21 protein-coding genes are annotated in these 23,740 nt (G+C 44.4%); 6 read left to right on the plus strand and 15 right to left on the minus strand.

Features of this window, described 5'->3' with window-relative positions:
* Window positions 1-22: 22 nt before the first annotated feature.
* Genes gspF through gspC form a run of 4 tightly spaced genes read right to left on the minus strand, consistent with a single transcriptional unit; the run spans window position 23 to window position 5,817 of the window.
* The gene (gene gspF / locus ACW689_RS18630; protein WP_476293619.1) at window positions 23-1,249 is read right to left on the minus strand and encodes a type II secretion system inner membrane protein GspF; all 1,227 of its coding nucleotides are present in this window, start codon (window positions 1,247-1,249) and stop codon (window positions 23-25) included.
* Window positions 1,250-1,251: 2 nt separating this feature from the next.
* The gene (gene gspE, locus ACW689_RS18635; RefSeq protein WP_476293686.1) at window positions 1,252-2,763 is read right to left on the minus strand and encodes a type II secretion system ATPase GspE; all 1,512 of its coding nucleotides are present in this window, start codon (window positions 2,761-2,763) and stop codon (window positions 1,252-1,254) included.
* A 55-nt stretch (window positions 2,764-2,818) separates the two neighbouring features.
* Window positions 2,819-4,891 (minus strand): type II secretion system secretin GspD, encoded by a 2,073-nt coding sequence (gspD, locus tag ACW689_RS18640; protein WP_476293620.1) that lies wholly within the window; start codon window positions 4,889-4,891, stop codon window positions 2,819-2,821.
* Between the two features lie 26 nt (window positions 4,892-4,917).
* Entirely contained in the window at window positions 4,918-5,817 is a 900-nt protein-coding gene (gspC, locus tag ACW689_RS18645; RefSeq protein WP_476293621.1) for a type II secretion system protein GspC, read from the minus strand.
* Window positions 5,818-6,027: 210 nt separating this feature from the next.
* Here gspC and hslR point away from each other — a divergent pair, with 210 nt between their 5' ends.
* The 3 genes from hslR (at window position 6,028) to ACW689_RS18660 (ending at window position 9,096) form a co-directional block, all read left to right on the plus strand.
* The gene (gene hslR / locus ACW689_RS18650) at window positions 6,028-6,438 is read left to right on the plus strand and encodes a ribosome-associated heat shock protein Hsp15 (protein ID WP_476293623.1); all 411 of its coding nucleotides are present in this window, start codon (window positions 6,028-6,030) and stop codon (window positions 6,436-6,438) included.
* An 11-nt stretch (window positions 6,439-6,449) separates the two neighbouring features.
* Window positions 6,450-7,295, plus strand: a complete 846-nt coding sequence (hslO, locus tag ACW689_RS18655; RefSeq protein ID WP_476293624.1) for an Hsp33 family molecular chaperone HslO — start codon at window positions 6,450-6,452, stop codon at window positions 7,293-7,295.
* A gap of 262 nt (window positions 7,296-7,557) precedes the next feature.
* Window positions 7,558-9,096: a phosphoenolpyruvate carboxykinase gene (locus ACW689_RS18660; RefSeq protein ID WP_476293625.1), complete on the plus strand. Its 1,539-nt coding sequence runs from the start codon at window positions 7,558-7,560 to the stop codon at window positions 9,094-9,096.
* Window positions 9,097-9,197: 101 nt separating this feature from the next.
* Here ACW689_RS18660 and ACW689_RS18665 read toward each other — a convergent pair whose 3' ends face one another.
* The 4 genes from ACW689_RS18665 to ACW689_RS18680 all read right to left on the minus strand — a co-directional run bounded on the left by ACW689_RS18665 (window position 9,198) and on the right by ACW689_RS18680 (window position 12,807).
* Window positions 9,198-10,304 carry a hypothetical protein gene (locus tag ACW689_RS18665; protein WP_476293626.1) on the minus strand — a complete coding sequence of 369 codons (1,107 nt, stop codon included), beginning with the start codon at window positions 10,302-10,304 and terminating at the stop codon, window positions 9,198-9,200.
* An 85-nt stretch (window positions 10,305-10,389) separates the two neighbouring features.
* The gene (locus tag ACW689_RS18670; protein WP_476293627.1) at window positions 10,390-10,644 is read right to left on the minus strand and encodes a hypothetical protein; all 255 of its coding nucleotides are present in this window, start codon (window positions 10,642-10,644) and stop codon (window positions 10,390-10,392) included.
* Between the two features lie 408 nt (window positions 10,645-11,052).
* Window positions 11,053-11,952 carry a hypothetical protein gene (locus tag ACW689_RS18675; RefSeq protein WP_476293628.1) on the minus strand — a complete coding sequence of 300 codons (900 nt, stop codon included), beginning with the start codon at window positions 11,950-11,952 and terminating at the stop codon, window positions 11,053-11,055.
* A gap of 288 nt (window positions 11,953-12,240) precedes the next feature.
* Window positions 12,241-12,807 carry a hypothetical protein gene (locus ACW689_RS18680; protein ID WP_476293629.1) on the minus strand — a complete coding sequence of 189 codons (567 nt, stop codon included), beginning with the start codon at window positions 12,805-12,807 and terminating at the stop codon, window positions 12,241-12,243.
* 333 nt (window positions 12,808-13,140) lie between these two features.
* Between ACW689_RS18680 and ACW689_RS18685 the strand changes: the two genes are divergently transcribed.
* Together ACW689_RS18685 and hemN are read left to right on the plus strand one after the other, a co-directional pair.
* Window positions 13,141-15,171 carry a methyl-accepting chemotaxis protein gene (locus ACW689_RS18685; RefSeq protein ID WP_476293687.1) on the plus strand — a complete coding sequence of 677 codons (2,031 nt, stop codon included), beginning with the start codon at window positions 13,141-13,143 and terminating at the stop codon, window positions 15,169-15,171.
* Between the two features lie 109 nt (window positions 15,172-15,280).
* On the plus strand, window positions 15,281-16,651 hold the full coding sequence (gene hemN / locus ACW689_RS18690; RefSeq protein WP_476293630.1) for an oxygen-independent coproporphyrinogen III oxidase: 1,371 nt from the start codon (window positions 15,281-15,283) through the stop codon (window positions 16,649-16,651).
* Between the two features lie 210 nt (window positions 16,652-16,861).
* Here hemN and ACW689_RS18695 read toward each other — a convergent pair whose 3' ends face one another.
* Window positions 16,862-17,314 carry a tellurite resistance TerB family protein gene (locus ACW689_RS18695; protein ID WP_476293631.1) on the minus strand — a complete coding sequence of 151 codons (453 nt, stop codon included), beginning with the start codon at window positions 17,312-17,314 and terminating at the stop codon, window positions 16,862-16,864.
* 57 nt (window positions 17,315-17,371) lie between these two features.
* Here ACW689_RS18695 and ACW689_RS18700 point away from each other — a divergent pair, with 57 nt between their 5' ends.
* Entirely contained in the window at window positions 17,372-17,758 is a 387-nt protein-coding gene (locus ACW689_RS18700; protein ID WP_476293633.1) for a hypothetical protein, read from the plus strand.
* Window positions 17,759-17,814: 56 nt separating this feature from the next.
* Here the strand turns inward: ACW689_RS18700 and ACW689_RS18705 are convergent, their stop codons facing one another.
* The 6 genes from ACW689_RS18705 to leuA all read right to left on the minus strand — a co-directional run bounded on the left by ACW689_RS18705 (window position 17,815) and on the right by leuA (window position 23,676).
* On the minus strand, window positions 17,815-18,234 hold the full coding sequence (locus ACW689_RS18705) for a globin family protein (RefSeq protein WP_476293635.1): 420 nt from the start codon (window positions 18,232-18,234) through the stop codon (window positions 17,815-17,817).
* An 89-nt stretch (window positions 18,235-18,323) separates the two neighbouring features.
* Window positions 18,324-18,917 carry a hypothetical protein gene (locus ACW689_RS18710; protein WP_476293637.1) on the minus strand — a complete coding sequence of 198 codons (594 nt, stop codon included), beginning with the start codon at window positions 18,915-18,917 and terminating at the stop codon, window positions 18,324-18,326.
* 82 nt (window positions 18,918-18,999) lie between these two features.
* Window positions 19,000-19,599: a 3-isopropylmalate dehydratase small subunit gene (leuD, locus tag ACW689_RS18715; protein WP_476293638.1), complete on the minus strand. Its 600-nt coding sequence runs from the start codon at window positions 19,597-19,599 to the stop codon at window positions 19,000-19,002.
* Window positions 19,599-20,999 carry a 3-isopropylmalate dehydratase large subunit gene (leuC, locus tag ACW689_RS18720; protein WP_476293639.1) on the minus strand — a complete coding sequence of 467 codons (1,401 nt, stop codon included), beginning with the start codon at window positions 20,997-20,999 and terminating at the stop codon, window positions 19,599-19,601. The genes leuD and leuC overlap by 1 nt, the downstream gene beginning before the upstream one ends.
* Before the next feature lie 56 nt (window positions 21,000-21,055).
* Window positions 21,056-22,132 (minus strand): 3-isopropylmalate dehydrogenase, encoded by a 1,077-nt coding sequence (gene leuB, locus ACW689_RS18725; protein ID WP_476293640.1) that lies wholly within the window; start codon window positions 22,130-22,132, stop codon window positions 21,056-21,058.
* A complete protein-coding gene (leuA, locus tag ACW689_RS18730; RefSeq protein WP_476293642.1) occupies window positions 22,129-23,676 on the minus strand; it encodes a 2-isopropylmalate synthase in 1,548 nt (515 codons plus the stop codon). Before leuA ends, leuB begins: the two co-directional genes overlap by 4 nt.
* Window positions 23,677-23,740 lie beyond the last annotated feature (64 nt).

The raw sequence follows: 23,740 nt of genomic DNA on the forward strand, positions 1-23,740 counted from the left end.
TGCACGTCTTCGCTGTGTTTGACTACAGCCCGACAGCTTTGTTCATCGCCATAATGGGTTGTAATATCGCCATCACAATAAACAGTACAATAACCGCCATACTGGCTATCATGGCCGGCTCGAGTAACTTAAGTGAGACACTGACCATACTTTCAAACTCTCTGTCTTGGTTATTGGCCGCTCGTTCCAGCATTTGCTCCAATTCACCAGACTTTTCACCGCTGGCTATCATGTGCAGCATCATAGGTGGAAATAATTTCGTTTGATGTAACGCTGCGCGCAGACTCGCGCCTTCGCTAACCCTAGCTGCAGCGTCAGCCACAGCGGCTTTAATCTTTTGATTTTCTAGTACTTGACCTGATATTTTCATCCCTTCGAGTAAAGGCACAGAACTCGAAGATAAAATACTTAAGGTACGTGCAAAACGTGCCGTATTAATGCCACGACTCACTTTGCCAATACCAGGAATAACCAGCATTTTACTGTCAAACCAAAAACGAATTTTAGGCTGCTGTAAGGCGCGTTTCGCCATAACAACACTGGCCGTCAAAGCAACTAAACTCACTAGCCAATAATCTTGTACAAAGTTACTGGCAGCCATGACCCATTCCGTTGTCCAAGGTAATACTTGGTTTGATTTTTCAAAGGTCTTTAAGATTTTTGGTACCACTGTCCCAAGCAAGACAGACACGATGGCGATTGCGAAAATGACCAGAATAGTCGGATACACCATCGCCTGTGTAATTTGACTACGCATGTGCTGTCGTTGCTCAGTGTAATCAGCCAGTCGGTTTAATACCGCATCCAAATGCCCCGACTTTTCGCCAGCGGCTACCATGGAGCGATATAAGTTATCAAATACATGTGGGAACTCTGACATGCCATCAGCCAATGTATATCCTTCCACAACCTTTGAGCGCACTGACATCAACATACGTTTTAAACGTGGTTTTTCACACTGCTCAGCCACAGCCATCACCGCAGCTTCAACAGGTAAAGAGGATTGGATTAAAGTGGCTAGCTGACGAGTCACCAAAGCAAGATCGGCGACTGACGGTTTATAGCCTTGAAATAACTTGAAGCCACCTTCGCTTTGCTTTTTATCTTTTTCCGCTGCGGGGGAGACTTCAATCGGCATCATGGCTTTTTCGCGCAGCATTTGCCTCACTTGTTTGGCCGTATCCGCTTCTAAAATCCCTAATTTTTCTTTGCCTTTCGCATCTAAAGCACGATACTCAAACGCCGCCATGATTAACCTTCCTCACGCGTTACACGTAATACTTCTTCTAGCGTAGTTTGGCCATTTAACACCCGGGCTAAGCCATCTTGGCGAATGCTTGGGCTGGTTTTACGAATGTACTTTTCAACCGCTTGCTCACCTTTGCCGTTGTGAATAAGCTCTCGAATAGTTTCGTCAACCACGAGTAATTCGTGAATACCGGTACGACCTTTATAGCCGTTGAAATTACATTCTTCACAGCCAATCGCACGATAAATTGTCGGAGGCTGGTCAAAAGGTACACCTAGTAACTCACACTCTCGCTCATCCGCATGGTGTGCTTCTTTACAATTAGAGCATAATGTACGAACTAATCGCTGTGACAAGACGCCAAGTAACGACGAAGAAAGTAAGAAAGGCTCAACCCCCATATCTTCCATACGGGTAATCGCACCTGCGGCCGTATTAGTGTGCAGCGTTGACATAACTAAGTGACCGGTTAATGACGCTTGTACCGCTATTTGCCCTGTTTCTAAGTCACGGATCTCACCGACCATCACCACATCCGGGTCTTGACGTAAAATCGCTCGCAAACCACGGGCAAAGGTCATGTCAACTTTGGTATTAACCTGAGTTTGACCTATGCCTGGGATCTCGTATTCAATCGGGTCTTCAACAGTTAAAATGTTGCGGTCTTTAGAATTGATCTGACTCATGCCCGCATACAAGGTGGTACTCTTACCAGAACCTGTGGGGCCGGTGACAAGAATAATACCATGTGGCTTGCTGATAATATCCGCAAACAAGCTGCGGTTACGCTCAGTCATACCTAAGTCTTCAAGGTTTAAACGCGCGTTATTTTTATCAAGCAAACGCAATACGACACGCTCACCAAAGCTCGAAGGCATGGTCGATACACGCACGTCTACCGCGCGCCCTGCGATACGTAAGCTAATACGACCATCTTGTGGGATACGCTTTTCAGCAATATCCAATTTCGCCATAACCTTGATACGAGAGACAAGCAGTGACGACAGCTTACGATTCGGTTTCAATACTTCTTTAAGCACGCCATCCACACGGAAGCGGATCACTAAATCTTGCTCAAATGTCTCAATGTGAATATCCGAAGCCCCTTCTTTGATGGCCTCACTGAGCATGGCATTAATGAGTTTAATGATTGGCGCATCATCATCGGCGGCCAGCAAGTCTTCCGTTTGCGGTAATTCTTCCGCCAACGAGAACAGGTCGACTTCGTTACCTATGTCTTCCATCATTTGCTGCGTTTCAGAGCTATCACGCTGGTAAGACGCTTCAAGCATCAGCTCAAATTTATCATCATCTAGCTGTTCTAACGTGAAAGCTGCGCCAGCAATACGGCGAACTTCAAGCAAGGAAGCAACACTTAGCTCACCTCGATAATAAACGACTAAACCTTGCGCTTCTTGACTCAGTAACATGCCTACACGGCGTGCATAAGCAAATGGCAGGCGAAGCGGCGAATTCACAGCCCCTTCCACTTGCTCTAATACTTCTGCGGGCATATCGCCGGCACCTAGTTCACTGACTGGTAATTCGGTTACCACGTCTACCTTACTCTCAGTCATCATTGCTCTGCTCTTTCGTATTTTGTTCTTTCAAAAACTCTTCATACGTTGGCGGCAATACTAAGGCGTCGTTCCATTCAGGCAATATTGGCGAATCTTCAAATGGCATTAGTTCAATACCATCATCGCGCTGTAGTTTTTGCTCGCCACGAATAAAGTTATACTTCGAATGGCTTAACTTATTCATACTGCGGCTGTCACGAATAATCGTTGGGCGAATAAATACCAGTAAGTTACGTTTACGCTTGGTGGTCGAAGTTGACTTAAATAAGTGTCCTAGCACTGGAATATCACCAAGAAGTGGTACTTTAGAGACGCTTTCTTGCACGTCTTCATCAATTAGGCCGCCCAAGATAACCATGCCGCCGTCGTCAGCAATCACCGTGGTATTAATAGCACGCTTATTCACTGAAATATCGACCGCTGTTGCACCGCTCACGCTCGATACTTCTTGCTCAATCGTCAACTGTACCGCACTGCCGTCATTAATTTGTGGCGTAACCTTTAACTTAATACCCACTTCCTGTCGGTCAACCGTTTGGAATGGGTTTGAATTATTTTCGCTGGCCGTTGACCCTGTAATAATCGGCACTTCTTGGCCCACTATCATTGACGCTTCTTCGTTGTCCATGGTCGTCACGGAAGGCGTAGCTAGAATATTCGACTTGGTATCGGTTGAGATCGCTTGAACAATGGCACCCCAGTCGTTTTTAACAATACCCATCGCCAAACCATTTACGCCACCTAATAGTTGCCCAAGCGGACCTAAGTCACCTTCTTTGGTTTCGTTATATTCACTCTTCTTAGTTGGGTCTTCAGTTCCGATCTGAGTACGCACAATAGTCTTATCTCGCGCTTGCTCTGCCGCAACGGCTAATGAACCAACAGGGATTGAGCTACCATTGTTAAATTGCAGCATACCGCCTTTTTCAGAGATCCATTGCAAGCCAAAGTTAATGCCATCGCCTTCAAGTACTTCTACGACAATCGCTTCGACTAATACTTGTGCACGACGAATATCAAGCTTTTCAATCACCTTAGCAAGAGAGCGCATCGTGTCTGGTTGCGCTGTTATCACTAGAGAGTTTGAATCTGGATGTGCTTCGATACTGGTTTCATTCTTATTGCTACGTGAGCGAGTTTTGGTGTTACCGCCCTGAGCTTCTTCTTGCAAGGTTTTGCTGACACCTTGTAGTACTTTGACCAAATCTTCCGCTTTGGCGTAATCAAGATAAAATACTTGCGTGTTACCTTGGTTTTCTAATTCATTATCCAAACGTTTTATGAGATCTGTCGCACGTGTACGAGCCTGCGACTCGCCACTAACAATCACGCTGTTGGTGCGGCTATCGGCAACCACTTTAGGGATTAGAAAATCAGGAATAGCGCCCTTACCGCTGTCTTTGTAAATGCTTTCAACGACCGAAACCACATCATCAGCCGTTGCAAAGTTCAACTTCACAATATCAACACGCTTATCACCCGCTTGGTCTACCGAGCGAATAATATCAACCAGTCGATTTACTGAGGCAGCATGACCGGTCAACATCATCACGTTGGCGGAGTTTAAGTTGGTTACATGACCGCCGTCTTTTTGGTCACTAAACTGACGAATTAACGGGCCAAGCTCTTGCACACTGACGTTTTTCACTCTGACAACTCGGGTGATCATCACATCGCCAGCCACCTCGTTGTCTCGGTCGATTAAAGGGACATTGCCCTTTTTCGCATCTGAGCTACGCACCACTTTAAGTACGCCACTTTCCATTTCTGTTACGGCGTAACCATACACTTCAAGTACGTTCAAAAAGAACTGGAAGTAGAGTTTTTCATCCATCAACTCATAGCTGCGCACATTGATATTGCCACGCACGTTTGGATCGATAATGATAGTTTTCTCTAAATTTTTCCCAACAGCGGCAATAAACTCATTGATGTCGGTCCCTTTAAAGTTGGCTGCATATTCTGCTGCAGACACAGAAAGCGATAATCCGGCTGCTAACAACACAGTCGCATATTTAGCTAACCCTTTTCTGATTTTTGTGAGGTGTAGCTGTCTACCCATTATTCTTAAACTCCAAATCTAGTGACTTACAGGCTAAATTGCACGCTCATTTGCTGACCATCTCGCTCAATTGTGATAGTCGCATCAGTGCTGTTTCTTAGCTCATTCATGGCGGACATAGCCTGTTTCATATCCGTGAGTTGATAGCCGTTAATAGCAACAGCCAAATCATTATTTTTTAGGCCCATTTTATCGAACAAGGCGGGATCTTTACCCGGACTCAAACGATACCCCATAAGCTGACCCGAACTTCTATATGGGGTGATGCGGATGTAATCCAGTAACTTACCAGGATCTTTTAAAAGCGCCTCTTTTTGTTCGATAAGCTCACCTGGTACATTTCTTTGCACTAACCCCGAAGTTCTTGAATTTTTCTGGTTAGCACTTTTAGGTGCAACGGGCATAGCAACATTTTTTGAATACTCCAAACCATCAAGCATGAGGGTTTCAAAACGGCCACTGACATCCAAAATAACGCGGTCTGGCAATACTTGTGCTAATTTTGCGCGCGTACCTTGAATGGCTTCTGCCACTTCATAGGTCGTTTGGCGTCCTTGTGACTCAATGATTGCCAACCCAGCTTTATCATCTAAGCTCACCGCAATGATGCCTGTTAAACGCACATTTAGAGCCGTTTGAGGCGCGTCAGAAACAATCGCTTTAGGTTGTTCAATCGGTTTAGAGCCTGCGTCACCAAATAAGTTCTGTTTAATAATGGCCTGACTACTGACTTTTGCGCTGGTTGATGCATACACCGAAGACATTGAAGGAAGTGGTTGTGTAACCGGCTGCGGCCACAATAACCAAAACAACTGAGACATTAAGTAAGCGATGTAAACAACAGCCAAATAAACTACTAAGCGACTTAATTTTGCGTGGGGCAAGCCAAGCAATGCTTTTTGTAACTGTTGTATTTGTAATTCCATATCCGTCTTTTCTTATTCTGTTGAGCGATCCAGTGTACCTTTTCAGTGTAATTTCAACAAGCGCACAAATATGACAGTTTGTCTTCACTATGTTAACAGCTGGTATCCCTTTGAACACTGCACAGTACGAGAGTTCCGCGTACTTTTTTTGAACGTTGAAATATGCTAAATTCTCTGCATTATACCCACGTTCTGTATGGTTAATAAATTGTGACTAAAAAATCCCTCGAACAACCCAACCAAAACGACGCTGTAAGGCTAGATAAATGGCTATGGGCGGTCCGATTTTACAAGACCCGAGCGATAGCTCGAGAAATGATTCAAGGGGGTAAAGTACACTATAACGGTCAACGCTGTAAACCCAGTAAATTAGTTGAATTAGGTGCAAAGGTTAAGCTTGCACAAGGGTTTGATGAAAAAGAGGTGACCGTTTTGATGCTATTAGATAAGCGTCAAGCAGCCCCTATTGCACAGCAAGCATACCAGGAATCGGTACAAAGTCTGGAGAAAAGAGAACAAAACGCAATAGCGCGAAAAAACAACAGCTTTTTTGCACCACATCCTGTTAACAAACCGGATAAAAAGCAAAGGCGCGAATTACTCAAATTGAAATCAAGCTAGGATTTAAATAAATGCAATCTGATTTACTACACCGCTATATTTTTGAAAAATTAGATGTACGCGGCGAATTAGTGCAAATAGACCAAACGTTCAATGACATCATTGCTGGCCATAACTACCCACAAGCGGTGCAAGCACTTTTGGGTGAGTTACTTGTGGCGACCAGCCTACTTACAGCAACATTAAAGTTTGAAGGCGACATCGCCGTTCAGCTTCAGGGCGACGGTCCTGTAAAATACGCTGTTATCAATGGTGACCACCAACAAAATATGCGTGGCGTTGCCCGATTACAAGGCGAAGTAACAGGTACAACTGTGCCTGAGTTGATGGGTAAAGGTTATATGGTGATCACCATCACACCAACCAAGGGCGAGCGCTACCAAGGTATTGTACCGCTTACTTCTGATTCTTTGGCGGCTTGCTTAGAAGATTATTTCATTCAGTCTGAACAGTTGAAGACCCGTCTTTGGTTTGCAACCAGCACTGGTGGCGAGCGTGTAAAAGCTGCAGGCTTATTTTTGCAGGTATTACCGGTAAATAAAGAAAAGTCAGAAGAAGACTTTGTTCATTTAGAAGCATTAAGTAACACTATTAAAGACGAAGAGCTGCTTGATCTTGATGCGCAGACCGTCTTGACGCGTTTGTATCATGAAGATAATCCTCAGCTGTTTGAACCACAAGCGGTCAACTTTGTTTGTGGCTGTAGTCGCGAAAAGACAATTAATGCGCTAGTCAATGTTGGTCAAGAAGCCTTATTGTCAGACTTAGAAAAGCAAGGTGAGATCAACATCAGTTGTCATTATTGCCTCAAAAATTACCAGTTTAGTGAAGACGATATTAAGGCCATTTTTAATTAAACTCGACTTTGCACTTAAATCGAATATCAAGCCGTCAAAAAGACGGCTTTTTTATGGGTAAAAAATGACACCGGTATCACAAAATTAAAGACTTTCATGACACCGGTATCATTGAAAATATTTAAGTTTTTTGACATTTTTATGCCTTTTTAACGGTTCCAAAAGCTCGAATATCTCAAAACCATCTGGTACTATAAATTCAGCTTAAGGTTAGTCAGAACTCTAGAGCTATCCCGTTCAATTCTCACATTTAGGTAATAACATGACTTCAAGCGCTACTCGTTTTGTCGATTTAACTGCAGCCGAACTTGTCGAACACGCCATTGCGCGTGGCGAAGGCACTTTAGCCGCAAACGGAGCTTTCGTTGCTAAAACAGGCCGTCGTACTGGTCGTTCACCAAGTGATCGTTTCATCGTAAAAGAGCCAAGCACTGAAAACGACATTCAATGGGGCAATGTTAACCGCCCATTCGATGCTGAAAAATTTGCTTCTTTATGGGAACGTGTTGAAGCACACGTGCAAACTAAAGACCACTTCGTCTCTCACCTTGAAGTGGGTGCAGATCCAGAACACTACCTACCAGTAGTCGTGACAACTGAAACTGCATGGCATCATATCTTCGCTAAGAACATGTTTATCGAGCCTGCACGCTACAATGCGTCAGACTTACCTCAATGGAAAATCCTAAACGTGCCTTCTTTTGTTTGTGACCCCGAGCGCGACGGCACAAACAGTGATGGTACGGTTATTATCAACTTTGCAGAGCGCAAAGTACTACTTGCTGGCATGCACTACGCTGGTGAGATGAAAAAATCGATGTTCTCTGTACAGAACTTCTTGTTACCAGCCAAGGGTGTACTACCAATGCACTGTAGTGCAAACGTGGGTGAAGCTGGTGATACTGCACTATTCTTCGGCCTATCTGGCACAGGTAAAACGACTCTTTCAGCTGATCCAACTCGTTTCCTTATTGGTGATGACGAGCACGGCTGGGCACCGGGTAGCGTATTTAATATCGAAGGCGGTTGTTATGCGAAATGTATCGACCTATCGCAAAAGAACGAGCCTGTTATTTGGAACGCGATTAAGTTCGGTACCATCTTAGAGAACGTGGTACTTGATGAAAATCGCGTACCTGATTTCAAAGATACGAGCTTAACGCAAAACACCCGTGCTGCTTACCCATTAGAGCACGTTGAAAAGCGCAAAGTAGAAAACCGTGCTGGTGAGCCAAAAGCAGTTGTATTCTTAACGTGTGACGTAAGCGGTGTTTTACCTCCGGTTTCTATCTTGTCTGAAGAAGCCGCAGCTTATCACTTCCTAAGTGGTTACACAGCAAAAGTAGGTTCAACCGAGATTGGTTCAACGGCTGATATTGAGTCAACTTTCTCAACGTGTTTCGGAGCACCTTTCTTCCCGCGTCCTGCTGGCGTTTACGCAGAGCTGCTAATGAAACGCGTACGTGAGTTCGGCGCTAAAGTATTCCTAGTAAACACAGGTTGGACTGGTGGCCCTTACGGTATCGGTAAGCGTTTTGATATTCCAACTACACGTGCCGTAGTTGATGCTATTGTGTCGGGTAAACTGGCTGATGTTGAAACAACGCACATTGAGTCACTTAATCTGAATGTACCAGTCGCGGTACCTGGTGTTGACAGTGCGCTACTTAACCCAATCAATACTTGGGAAGACAAAGGCAAATACGCGGAATACGCAGCGAAGCTAGCAGCAGATTTCCAAGAGAACTTTGCCAAGTACGATGTGTCTGACGCAATTAAGCAAGCGGGTCCTCGCGGCTAATCTAACGATTCCTTTATCAAAAGCGCCCCTCGTTGGGCGTTTTTTTGTCTCTATGGACTCACATTAGCGCTAAGTGCCATAATTTTGAGAGCTACAAACAACTAGTGAAGCTGATTTTGTAACTGTGCAATTTTTTGCTGAATTGCCGGAATTTGATGAAAATAGGCTTTGCGATTGGCAATAATACGTTGAATACAAGGCGTATCTAAATATTGAGTGTACCAATGACTTGGGAACAGCGCTTTGTCTTTGAGTAACGCTAAAAACTGTTCCCTGCCACCTCGGTCATATAACCGAGCAATCGTTGAGCGCAAACCCGATAAAGCTTCTTTTGGTACCACTTCTTCGTTTAAAGGCGCAAGGCTTTCCGCCAACCTTTTGTGGTTTATTGACGCCGTTAATTTTTCGACTTGCGCTAAAACCTCATGCTCATCGGCGCTGTACACCAGCTGTTTAATCTCTTGGTTGTCACTGAGCACCACAAAAACAGCCGTTATACCCGTCCCTCGCTGTAAACCCAACTCAGCATAGGCTAGTGCTTTGACAACCATCGCTTTGGCTTGGTCTGGTTTCTTCTTCGCGATATATTTAGCGTCGTACAAGCCTCGTATCACCAATATGCTAATTCCCGTTTTCCAGTCTCCCAATATTACTAGACGTTCAGCCGCTTGATATGCCATCTCGGTGGTAACTGCATCATGGCTTTTCTCAGCAATAACGCGCAACGCAACAAGGTCATCACTCTGCGCTAAGCTCATTAGTGTGTCACTATCCATGCTTAAATAGTTAACCATATTTTCATCAACTACCCGATGTCCAACAATAACGCGCTCACCTCTGGCATGCTCTTTATAAAACGCTTGTCGTTGGTTGTACTCAATGATTTGATCTTGTTTAGATAAATCTTGGCTAGCAATACACCAATCATCATCATAGTCAAAAGTTTTGGGCGCGGCTAAACCACCTTTCAATAGTGCCTGCCGGTTTATCTCCTTTATTTGCTGCTGTAGCTGTGCTATCTGGGTTTGAATAACCTCGGCCCCCTCTGGTTCTTGAGGGGCACTTTTCGGCTCTACCAATTTATTTTTATGGGCGGAGCTTTGCGCTTCGACAACGGTGGCAACACTTGCTGATGATACACAGTTTAAATACACTGCTCCACAGCCTCCTAAAAGGGTAATCACAGCAAATAATTTCTTCTTATCCATTTTTTTTTAACTTCCCAATACTGTCACTCTGTGCATTGCCATAACACCGTTATTAGCTGTAATTGAGTGCATTGCCATAACACCGTTATTGGCTGGAATTGAGTGCATCAAGCTGGCTTTGCAACTGCGCAATTTCTTGTCGAATTGCAGGGAGTTGATGAAACTCGGCTTCGCGGGTTGCAATATGGCGTTTAATACAAGGCGTATCTAAGTACAAGGTTTTCCAATGATGGGGAAAAAGTGTTTCATCTTGTAGCAAATTTAGCGTTTGTTTATCTTCGTCTCTGTCATACATCATCGCAATGGAAGTTTGAAATTCATATAACGCAATTCTTGGCATTTTTTCTTGTGCTAGTGGCGCTATGCCTTCTGCTATTCGCGTTGTATTAATTTCATTATTCAGTTTCTTTGTGAAATGAGAGACTAAATTGGCATCCGTTTTTCTAATAATTTCTCTTAACTTAGGTGTATTAATGCTGAGAAAAATTTAGTGTGATTACCAAGGGACACTGACAGTATAAGTACCAAGCGATTTTGACGTAATCACACATGTTTTTTTGAGTGTGCCAGTTGTACATCATATTCAGCACGCTGTGTTTCAGCTACGGTAGTGGCACGCTCTGATGGTATACAGTTTAATATACCACAGCACTGCCACCCAAAAGCGCAATCATAATGAATATGTGCTTCTTATCCACTGTTTATTGAATTCCTAAACCTGAAATCTCCGTGCATTGCCATAACACCATCATTGGCTGTTATTGAGTGCATCAAGCTGGCTTTGCAACTGCGCAATTTGTTGTCGAATTGCAGGGAGTTGATGAAACTCCGCTTCACGAGTTGCTATCTGGCGTTTAATGCAAGGTGTGTTTAAATAAACATCGTTCCAGTGAGTTGGCAGTAGGGTTTTATCTTGCAACAATGCGTACCCCTCCTTATCACTCTCATAAAGTTGTACAATTCTCGTTTGGAAGAAACTAAGTGCTGCTCGCTGTTGAGCTATATCATCGAATGGAGCCAATCCGTCTGACAATCGCTCTTGATTAATCCCATCAGCCAATTTGCCTGCATAATTTGCGATAGATACATCATTCGCTTTACTAACAACAGCTCGCAATTTTGGGTTACCTTTTAACATTTCCAAAAGAGCGTCTAGGCCGTACACGCTTCCATGACGAAAACCCAGTTCAACATAACCCATTGCTCGGATGACGTGTTGTAAAGCCACATCAGGCTTTGAATCTACAACTGCGTTTGCCTTAACAAACTCTGAAAGTATTTGTGGGGTCAACCCCTCTAGAAAATTACCTAGAACCAGTAACCTTTTAGTCGCTTGGCGAGCCGTTTCACTATCTACTCCGCGAACCTTTCTGCGGCTTAGGACTCGCAATGCGACAACGTCATCATTCTTAGCATATTGTTTTAAAGTCTCAACACTCAGAGATAGGTAACTAAACGTATCTTCATGCACCACCTCGCCATTTTCTATTACTATTTGACCTCGCCTTTGTCCTTCTAACCAACTTTGACGTTGGCTGTACTCGTAGTGTTGGTCTTCTTTAGACAGATCCAAGTGAGCGATACACCAATCCTCATCATAGCTAAAAATAGTTGGCTCAGATAAACCTCCTATTTCTAGTGCATTCATGGAGATTTCTTCCGCCTGTTGTTCTAATAGATCTATTTTAGATTGAACCGAGAGATGACTTTTTGATGCCTGATCTATTTGAAATTTTGAATCCTCACCTCTAACTTTATCTTTATTTTCGGCCGTGTATTCATTATGTACCGAGTTGGACCTATTTTTGAAAACTAGTAGCCCAGTCAATGTTAAAATCGTGATTACACCTATTAAAAATTTTTTATTCATACTTTCCAAACTAGTAATACCTAGTGATAGAGTCAAAAAATGACTCTATCACTATTTAATATTTTATTATTTATAACAAGCACGTGACTCTCTAGCTTTACTAACTTCACATCCAGATAAATTTGCTTCCTTCCAGCCTTCTATTGGGTATTTACACCGCGCCCAATTGTCGTACGACAACGTTACGCCCCCTCCAATTGCACCGAGTCCCCCTTGAACGTTCCCTGATGTCGAACTTGGTTGTTTTCCACATTGAGATTCTACTGCAAGAGTTGCATCAACAATAATGTCTGTTCTACAAGTATGATAATCCTCGTCCACTTCATACAAACATTCTTCTTTCGCTTTCTCTTTATCTTCCTCAGGTTTAGGCTCATTTCGATTATTGTGAGGGGCATCTTCTCCGCCTCCACCACCGTCACCACCTGAGTTGTTTCCACCGCCACCTCCGCCGCCAATGATCGGGCCAGAAGGTTCCGTGCCAGGTTTATCCACTGTTGTTGTACACCTCTCCCCGCTGATCCCATCGTTTCCGGGGATACAGTGCATTTCCGCATTACTACATGTTGAAACCATACACAATACCGACACAAAAGCCAGCCTAGACATCCCATCTAATTTTATATTTTTCATTAACTTATAATCAATCCATTTTGTTGATAACCATTTTGTAAATGACTGCAAACTCCTTGAATGCCACTCAGCTCCTTGAGTTATATTCGTAATTGCAGAAACAGGAGTATATTGTATACAATGCTAATTAACAACCTAAAAAAGGAACGCGCTTGTGAATTATCTGCAACAAAAATGCAATGCCGTTTTGCTAGTAAAGTAAGCTTATTTTTTAAACCATAATTTCCAACAGGTTATGAAGAGAAATCTCTTTAGTTTGGCGCAAACGGTAGTAAAGCAAGTGCAGATATGGTTTTATTGACGTTTACGCATTACCAAGAAAAAGAACAGATCATGCTAGAAAACTTATCAATGAGGAAAAAAATCCTCCTACTGATTGGCGGCACTATTTCAGTGCTGCTGATCATTGCCTCCAGTTACTTTGTGAATCACATTGCCACGCTGTCACGACAGGGGGTTGAGCGTGAAGCACAAAGCTATTTGTATGGCGAAAAGCTATCGATGGAATCTTTCTTCGCCCAATACGGTAAATTGGTGAACTCATTCGTCACTAGCCCCCACATGGTGAGCTTTTTTGAAAGTTACACGCAACGTGAAACTAACCTCAATACGCTAGACGGATACGATAAAATCAACCAAGACTTTATACGTATCAGTCGCAATGATGAAAACGTGCTATCTGCTTTTTTTGGTTCAGCGAATACGGGCGAATATTTCAAAGAAAATGAGCGTACCTCTCAATTTGCAGATGGTCAGCCTTATTTCGCCTATAAACGAGGTTGGTGGCAAGATGCACTCAATAACAATGGCTTGTACGTAGGAGCTGTATCTGTTGATATTAACACTGGTGCCGTATCTGCCGTAGTGCAACAACCTGTGCGTACCGCCAGTGGCAAACTCGTCGGTGTGGGTGGGGTTGATTTACAAATCAACCGCATCAGCGCCTTGGTGGAAGATATTCGTTTTCAAGGCCAAGGGTTTGGTTTCTTGCTTGACCACAATTCAAAAGTGGTGCATTTATCTAAGCGCTTGGGCCACGACTTGTCGATAACCGATGAGGGTCCGAACGGGAAAGAAGGCCTAGAAGCACTTGAAACCCGTTTTAGCAATACTTCAGGATTCTCAGCGCTAAACTCACTGATCAAAAGCAATACGTCTGGCACCAGCAAAGTCACGCTTAAAGGTGAAGAGTACTATGTGGTCTTTAATAGCGTGAAGTTAGACACGCCAATTCTTGATTGGCGCGTGGGTATTTTAATTCCTGTGAGTTTTATCGAAGCACCTGTTGACCAAGCTGTGGTATCAACCATGACGGCGGTGGCCATTATGCTTGCCATTGTGGTTGCCATGATCTGGTGGGCAACGCACATGATAGCACAGCCTATTACGACGCTTACTCGCATCATGCGCGATATCGCATCAGGCGATGGCGACCTAACTCAGCGTATTGATATCAAAAGTAAAGACGAAGTGGGCCAGCTCGCGCACCATATGAATACCTTTATCGATAAGTTACGCGCCATGATGATTGATACGGCGGCACAGGCTTCCCAATTGGGGAATGCCTCGGCGCAGCTTAGCGAAGTATCATCCAATACCAATCAAGAAATTCAGCAAGAAAAAGAGCAAGTTGACAGTGTGAGCGCGGCAGTCACGGAAATGGCTGCTACCGTGACTGAGATCTCACGTAACGCGCAAGAAACAAATTCAGCCGCTGAAACGGTACAACGCATGACGCAAGACGGCGCCAAGCGCTCAAACCAAGCACAACAAGTGATGATTGAATTATCAACCCACATAGGTGAAGCGGCGAAAGTGGTTGCTGGCCTTGAACAAGAAACTAGTAACATCGGTGCGGTCATTGACGTGATTAACGGCATTGCTGAACAAACTAACTTGCTGGCGCTCAATGCAGCCATTGAAGCGGCTCGTGCGGGTGAGCAGGGTCGTGGCTTTGCCGTTGTTGCAGATGAAGTACGCTCGCTTGCTAGTCGTACGCAAGAGTCTACCGATGACATTCGCAACATGATCTCTCGTCTACAACAAATTGCACAGCAAGCATCCACCATGATGCAGCAAGGCCAAGATCAAGCACAAAGTACGGTTGAACAGACGCAAGGGGTGCTTGATTCACTGCGTGAAATTGCCGACTCCGTTGTGACGGTACAAGATCAAAGCCATCAAATTGCCACCTCTACTGAGGAGCAAACGGTGGTCGCTGAAGACATCAACAACAGTCTTAATACTATTAATGATCTGGTCAATAGTACGGCACATCACGCACAAACACTGGCAAGTGAAGCGCAAGACTTAAACGACTTAGCTAAAGCACTGAACAGCACGGTTAACCAATTTAAGCTTTAATAAGGCTCGTGATGCGGGCGAGCTGCTCGCACCAATCTTGCTTCAGATCAATACCACTTATCCCAAGACCTTTTACACTGCCCGCTCAAAGTAATTATTGAGTGCGATCGTGATTAATTTACCAACTTGGGACGAGTCCCTAATCAAAAAATACAATGTGTCTGGGCCAAGGTATACTTCTTACCCTACGGCGTTATCACTGACTGATGGCTATGACGTTGCTGCATTACGCTCAGCTATTTCCGCATCAGATAGCCAGTCTTTGTCGCTATACATTCACATCCCGTTCTGTCATCAACTTTGTTATTACTGTGGCTGTAATAAAATTGTGACTCGTCACCAGCACAAAGCTGACGTGTATCTGGATAATTTAGAGCTGGAGATAAGAGCTCAAGCACCACTTTTTAAACGTTACCAAGTAGAGCAATTACATCTAGGTGGCGGTACGCCCACATTTTTAACCGCACAGCAAATGACACGCTTGATACAGTTACTGGAGCAACATTTTACTTTCGCGAGCAATGTACAGCGAGGCATTGAAATCGATCCTCGCTCACTTGCCGATAATATGCTCGAACACCTGCAATCACTTGGTTTTAATCGCGTATCTTTTGGTGTACAGGACTTTAATGACCAAGTCCAAGAAGCCGTAAACCGCCCGCAGCATATGGATGATGTAATTGCCCTGCTAGAGCGAGCACGCCATTTAGGCTTTAAGTCGATTAATGCCGATATGATTTACGGTTTACCACACCAAACGCCAGAAAGCTTCGCACAAAGCATCGACAAGTTAATAGCACTCAGCCCAGACAGAGTCTCAGTGTTTAACTATGCGCATCTACCAGACAAATTTGCAGCACAGCGCAAGCTCAAAGAGCAAGACATGCCAAGCGCACAACAAAAACTCACTATGTTCAAAAACACCTTGGCGCAAATGACGCAAGCGGGTTATCAGTTTATTGGTATGGATCACTTTGCGAAGAAGCAAGATGAGCTGGCAATCGCGCAACAAAATGGCGAACTGCATCGTAATTTTCAGGGGTACACCACGCACGGTAATTGTGACTTACTTGGTTTAGGCGTTTCTTCGATTTCACAAATAGGCGATGCCATATTACAAAACCAAAAAGAGCTACGAGCCTATTACGATGCCGTAAACCAAGATGGTTTTGCCATCACCAAAGGCATGAAACTCACAGTAGAAGACAAAATGAGAGCGGCGTTGATTAAACAGCTCATTTGTCATTTTGAGCTGGATATAAAACAATTCGAAAGCGCCTTTGACATCGACTTTACTAAACACTTTTCAGATGCATTGGCAGCGCTACAACCTTTAGCTGACGACGGTTTAGTTAATGTAGATGTAGATAAAATCGAGGTTACCAGTAAGGGTAACTTATTTATCCGCATTATTTGTATGTGTTTTGATGCTTACTTACAACAGCAACTTAAAACATCACGCTTTTCTCGCGTAATTTAACTAACCTTAGCTGCGGATAAGAGTTTTGATAGCTAGCAATAGAAACATTGCAACTATTTCGACATCCAATGATGATATTTCGCTTAATATCAAGGCATTTTCGCGAAGTAATAGCAGGCTATTACAAGTGGAAATAACGCAGAGAGTGAGCGAAATAGCTTTATTGGGCAAATTCGCTTATGTGCAGCTGAGGTTAACTAAGTACGCCCTCTATTGAGGGCTTTGCGCTTGCGCTGCTATTTTTGCGCTAATAAAGTCAGGATGCGCGACATACAATAGACCTGCTATTTTTCGGATCATATGATCTTCATAGCTGTCAAGATGACCATCAGCATACGCCACATGCCAGAGCAACTCGATTATCTCGATACGCTCCACATCCGAAGTGCGCTGATTGATTTGCTTCACAAATGCAAATAAGTCGATGGCCTGAGCGACGAGTTTTTGAGCCTGTTCTATCAACGTTTGAGCCTGAGGTTCGCTCAGCTGACAATGCTGAATGAGTATAAGGCGGATAGCATCGATCTCACTTTCAAGCGTTTTGCCATCGGCTCTCATAACTTCGACCAACAAGGCTGCCAGTGCGGTATTGAAGTCTAGCGTCGTGCCTCGCGCAGCTTGAGGCTGATTACTTTGCAATAGCTTTTTTAAGTGTTTTAGCAAGAGATCACCTTCTGTGTGTTAAACTCAAAATATCGTAAATGAAAGGAGTAGTCGCTTATGCGCGCATTGAATAGACGCAAACAGCAGGTACGCTGTAGACCTTATCTTGTTACCCTAATAGCATCAACGTTATTAATGGCCTGCCAGCATACGCCAGTACAGATGGGGACACCAGAAAAGCTCTACGATTTTGACCACAAAGTGCACTACGAACAAACAAAGTATAATGATGACCACTATTTATTGAAGATAAAACCTGATAGTTATCAGTTTTTTTTGCAACAAAGTGTGTTTTTGCTGCGACATGCAAAAAGATTATGTCAGGGATCAACCCCGCAGCTTACTTTGCTACAAGGCGTACAAACGTTTGAAAAGTTACCGACACAACCGAGACCTTATCAACATGATTTAACCGTTGAAATAAAGTGCGTAGATGCAAAATAACAAACAATGAAACGATTAAAGGCTTTGTATTCAAAAGAGCCCGTATTACCTTCTCACTAATGCTCTGTAAAAGCATGAGCTTTCATCACCTTGGCTATCACTCTAAATACATCTACCCAAGCTTGCCGAAGTTCAGGGTTCCAGTCATCACCCAAACCCACTTTAAGTGTATATAACAGAGCATTACCGACAGGAGTAAAGTCTTTGGCTTGTACGCCATAAGCGACGTGACGTTCTGCCAATTTGTGAAGCACAGGTATTAAACGATCTAAATCATCCAATCCAGCCACCGCCACTTTTAAAGTAGCCATCAACTTTTGCCCTTGCGCTTTCATACTATTTTTAAACAATGGCTTTAGCGAAGGATCATATTCAAATAAGGTAGTGTAGAAGATCTCGGCCGCTTGCTCAGCAATAGGCTCAACCTTAGCAAAGCTTTGTTGTACGAGTTGTTTTTGTCGCTCAGAGATGGGCATAACGTATCCTTTACGATACGCCGAAAAGGTCGGCGTTTTAGTGACTATTTATAAAATAGTCACTAAAACATATTGTTGCGAATTTCTTTTTAGTCTTTATAGCCCCATGGCGCAGCTGGTGCAGGGATAGGCTTGGTTAAATCAAAGTCGACGCGAAACTCTCGCCCCTCTCTCACCATACGGTAGGTAAAGGTCTCTTCATAGATAAACATCTGCCAAGTATTGCCCATAGATTGCGGGATACCTTGACGAACAAAAAGTTCTTTTGAATATTGATCGGCGGGAAATGATTGTACATTATTAAAACCCGCATCAAGTGTATGGCCACCATACATAGTTGAGGCATCGTCACTTCCGTCTTTATGGCGATGATCGTGCTTGAGACTTAAGCCACTACCCGTTTTAGTGATGATCCAAGTACGTGAGGCATCTTCACCGACATGAAATGGAATTTGTAATTGTTGATCGTCACAACGACGCACATGCATCACCAATTGTTTATTCGCAAATGAGCTACTGCCCGATGCATTGTCTACCGTTACCTTGCCCGCATAAGCCTTACCACAATGCTGAGCAATGTGACTAAAAAACGCATCATGCGTAGGGATTGAGACTAATGGTGCTGGACGAGACAACACTGTAAAACTCGCCAATGCGAGCGTTCCGATCAACCAATTCTTCATACTTCACCTACAAATTACACAAATAAAAAGCCAAAGAGTAATGGGCTCTTTGGCTTTAAGCAAATTAAATACGTTATCTGTGCTATTGCCAAGGTCGCTCAGCGTTTAACTGCTGCTCATAGGCAGTGATTTGTTCGTTCAACTGCTCAGTTTCACCGATAAAATCTAAGCCACTCAATAAACGCGCTTTGATGTCTTCGCGCACTTCAAAATCAATCACGTCAAAATATGGGCTCTTTAATTGCTGATTGGCCAAATCGACTTCCACTTGTATGTCTTCATGTTGCTGCGTGAGCACAAATAATTGCTCAAGCACGTCCGCGGGCAATGCCACACACAGCATCTGATTATTACCGCAATTATTGAAAAAAATATCAGCAAAGCTTTCAGCCAAGATCACCGTAAAACCGTATTGCTTCAACGCCCAAGGTGCATGCTCGCGAGAAGAGCCGCAACCAAAATTATCACGCGTCAATAACACAGAGGCGCCTTGGTAGCATGCTTTGTTAAGCACAAAATCAGGATTTGGCATACCATCGTCCAAATAGCGCCAATCATAAAATAGTGCTTTATCAAACCCATCACGGCTAGTTGAGGTTAAAAACTGTTTAGGAATGATCTGATCGGTATCGACATTATTTTTATCTAATGGCGCTAACAACCCTTGATGATAACAACTCATTAGACTTCTCCTCTAATATCCGTGAAATGACCCGCAATTGCAGCGGCAGCAGCCATTGCAGGGCTCACAAGGTGCGTGCGACCACCACGCCCCTGGCGACCTTCAAAGTTGCGATTTGATGTCGAAGCGCAACGTTTGCCAGCTTCTAAACGGTCATCGTTCATCGCAAGACACATCGAACAACCTGGTTCGCGCCACTCAAAGCCAGCGGCTTTGAAGATCTCAGCTAGGCCTTCTTGCTCGGCTTGCTGTTTCACTAACCCTGAGCCCGGAACAATGAGTGCTTCCACTCCTTGTGCCACTTTCTTGCCTTGTACAATTTGCGCTGCAGCGCGTAAATCTTCAATACGACTATTAGTGCATGAACCAATAAACACCGTATCCACTTTCGCATCAGATAGCTTTTGACCGGCTTCTAAACCCATGTATTTTAGCGCACTGCGGATAGCGTCGGCTTTGATCAAGTCTGATTCCAAATCAGGATTAGGCACAACGTCATCAATACCAATCACCTGTTCAGGACTCGTGCCCCAAGTCACCTGTGGTTGAATATCTTCTGCGTTTATCTCTACCACAGAATCAAACTGCGCACCGTCGTCAGTACGCAGCGTTTGCCAATAAGCAACAGCGCTGTCAAAGTCAGCACCTTGAGGTGCAAATGGACGACCCTTCAAGTAGGCGTAAGTCGTTTCATCCGGTGCAATGAGTCCCGCTTTTGCACCCATTTCAATGCTCATATTACACAGTGTCATACGCGCTTCCATCGACAAAGCCTCAATGGCTGTCCCGCAAAATTCAGCGACATACCCTGTGCCACCAGCAGTGCCTAACTTACCAATCACCGCCATGATTAAATCTTTTGCAGTCACAGTTGGACGTAGCACGCCGTTTACTTGTATTTTTAGCGACTTCGCTTTTTTCTGCTGCAATGTTTGTGTTGCCAACACATGCTCTACCTCTGAGGTACCAATACCATGGGCCAAGGCGCCAAATGCACCGTGGGTAGAAGTATGGCTATCACCACACACGATGGTCATACCCGGCAAGGTGATCCCCTGCTCAGGGCCCATCACATGTACAATACCTTGATTAATTGAGTTCAAGTCATACAGCACAATACCAAATTCATCGCAGTTTTTAGCTAACGCCATTAGCTGGTTTTTCGACACTTCGCTAGCAGCATCTAAAGAGCGGCTTTTAGTCGATACATTGTGGTCCATGGTGGCAAAGGTTTTCTCGGGGCAACGTACGGTGCGGTTTTGCTCACGCAAACCAGAAAATGCTTGTGGTGACGTTACCTCATGCACTAAATGCCGGTCGATATACAATAAATCGGTTTGTTCATTTATTTTTGCAACCACATGGGATTGCCAAATCTTGTCGTATAAGGTTTGTGCCACTTGCTACATCCTCATCAGTCATTGGCAACTCGACGAAAGTTGCCACTGTAAATTAGTTATATTCGACTTACGATCGCTTGCGCCACATCTTGCGTGGTGTAACCGCCATTAGGGAAGATATCTGGCGTCCCCACGCCTGCCGCAACCGCCTCTGCAACCGCCTTTTCAATACTGCGTGCCGCTTCATCTTGACCGAGCGAGTAACGTAACATCAGTGCGGCGCTTAAGATTTGTGCAATTGGGTTAGCAATGCCTTTTCCTGCAATATCAGGCGCTGAGCCACCTGCCGGTTCATACAAACCAAATCCAGATTGATTTAAGCTTGCTGAGGGGAGTAGCCCCATAGAGCCTGTGATCATCGCGCACTCATCTGACAAAATGTCACCAAACAAGTTATCGCATAACAGTACATCAAACTGCCCTGGCTGCTTTACTAACTGCATCGCTGCGTTATCGACATAAATATAATCAAGCGTCACTTCTGGGTAATCTTTACTGACTTCTGTTACCACTTCACGCCAAAGTACGCTCGACGCTAACACATTGGCTTTATCAACCGATGTAACGTGGTTGCTACGCAATCTTGCGGCTTCAAACGCAAAACGGGCGATACGTTCAATTTCAAAGCGCGAGTAACGCTGAGTATCAAAGGCTGACTCTTCTGCACCGCTGCCTTCGCGACCCTTTTCACCGAAGTAGATACCGCCCGTTAGTTCACGAACACATAAAATATCAAAGCCTTGTTCACTGATATCAGCACGCAGCGGCGAAGCCGCACTCAATGCCGGCAGCAGTTGTGCTGGGCGCAAATTACAAAATAAGCCAAAGTGCTTACGCAGTGGCAGCAACGAGGCACGCTCTGGTTGTTGCTCCGGAGGTAGGTTTTCCCACTTTGGTCCGCCAACAGAACCAAACAAAATTGCGTCGGATTGCTCACAAGCTTGTAGCGTCACGTTTGGCAGCGCTTGACCAAACTGGTCAATGGCTGCACCACCAATGGCATGCTGCTCAAATTGTAAGGTGAAGTTAAACTTTTCACTGACCGCATCTAACACGCTTAGCGCTGCCGACATCACTTCTGGGCCAATGCCGTCTCCTGCGAGAACAGCGACTTGGTAACTCGTTTGGCTCATCCTGCTTTCCTTTGTTGTTTTAAACTAGAGACTTTTTGTGCTCTATCAATCAAGTTATAAACGCGGATCATGGCCCGCACCGAGGCTTCAACAACATCGGCAGCTAAACCTGCACCGTGATATTGTCGGCCATTATATTTGGCAATGATATCGACCTGACCCAGCGAACTTGCGCCCTGCCCGGTTGCATCAAGATTGTATTCAATCACTTCTACCGCCATGCCGGTAATTCGTTCAATGGCTAAGAATGACGCTTCAACAGGACCATTACCCGTTGCAGCTTCTTGTTTTGACTCTCCCCCAACCGTCATACCGATGGTTGAGCTGGCCACTGATTGAGAGTTAGAAGTTGAATTAACAAACTCAAGCTTGTAATGGTCGTCTTCATCACTAATTTGATTAAAGTAAATCATGGCTTCTAGGTCATAGTCGTAAACGGTACCTTTTTGGTCCGCTAACGTTAAGAAGCTCTCATACAGGCTATCCATGTCATAATCTGATTTTTGATAACCCAACTCAGTCAAGCGATGCTCAATAACATGACGACCAGAGCGAGAGGTCATATTTAGTTGATTATTTGGTACACCTACACTTTCTGGTGACATGATCTCGTAGGTATTTTGCGCTTTTAAGACACCGTCTTGATGGATACCGGAGCTGTGCGCAAAGGCGTTTTCTCCCACAATGGCTTTATTTGGCTGTACCGCCATGTTGCATATTTTTGCTACTTGGCGAGAAGCTCGATAGATTTCTTCACTGTGAATGTCGGTGTGCACTTTCAAATGGTCTTGGCGCATTTTCATGATCATTGCCACTTCTTCCAACGAGCAGTTACCTGCACGCTCACCGATACCATTCACTGTGCATTCAATTTGCCTCGCCCCTGCCTGCACCGCAGCAATAGAATTGGCTACCGCCAAACCCAGATCGTTGTGACAATGCACACTCAAACGTGCTTTATCGATGTTGGGCACGTTGTTCATTAAATGGTGGATCATCGCTGCATATTCATCAGGTGTCACATAGCCGACGGTATCAGGTAAATTAATGGTTGAGGCACCAGCATGAATGGCCGCCTCAACAATACGGCACAAATCACTATGCGGTGTGCGCCCTGCATCTTCACACGAGAATTCAACATCATCAGTATAGTTACGGGCAAGTTTGATTGACTTCACCGCCATTGCTGTCGCATCGTCTAAGCTCATGCGTAGTTTATGCTCTAAGTGCAACGGGCTAGTTGCGATGAAAGTATGAATACGACCTCGTTGTGCAGGTTTTAATGCTTCACCACAGGCTTCAATGTCTTTGCTTACTGCGCGGGCCAAGCCGCAAATCACGGGGTTACGTACTTCCATTGCAATACGTTGTACGGCTCTGAAGTCAGCAGGGCTAGAAACTGGAAATCCAACCTCCATTACGTCGACATTCAAACGGCTAATCGCATGTGCTAACTGTACTTTATCATCTTCGGTTAGGCTTGCTTTTAACGCTTGCTCGCCATCACGCAACGTAGTATCAAAAATCCACACTTTATCCTGCATTGTTTATTCCTCATCCACAAAAATAAAAAAACCCCGCAATGTGCGGGGTTAAAAAGTAGTTGCT

Source organism: Pseudoalteromonas sp. ABE4_541, assembly GCF_056312285.1.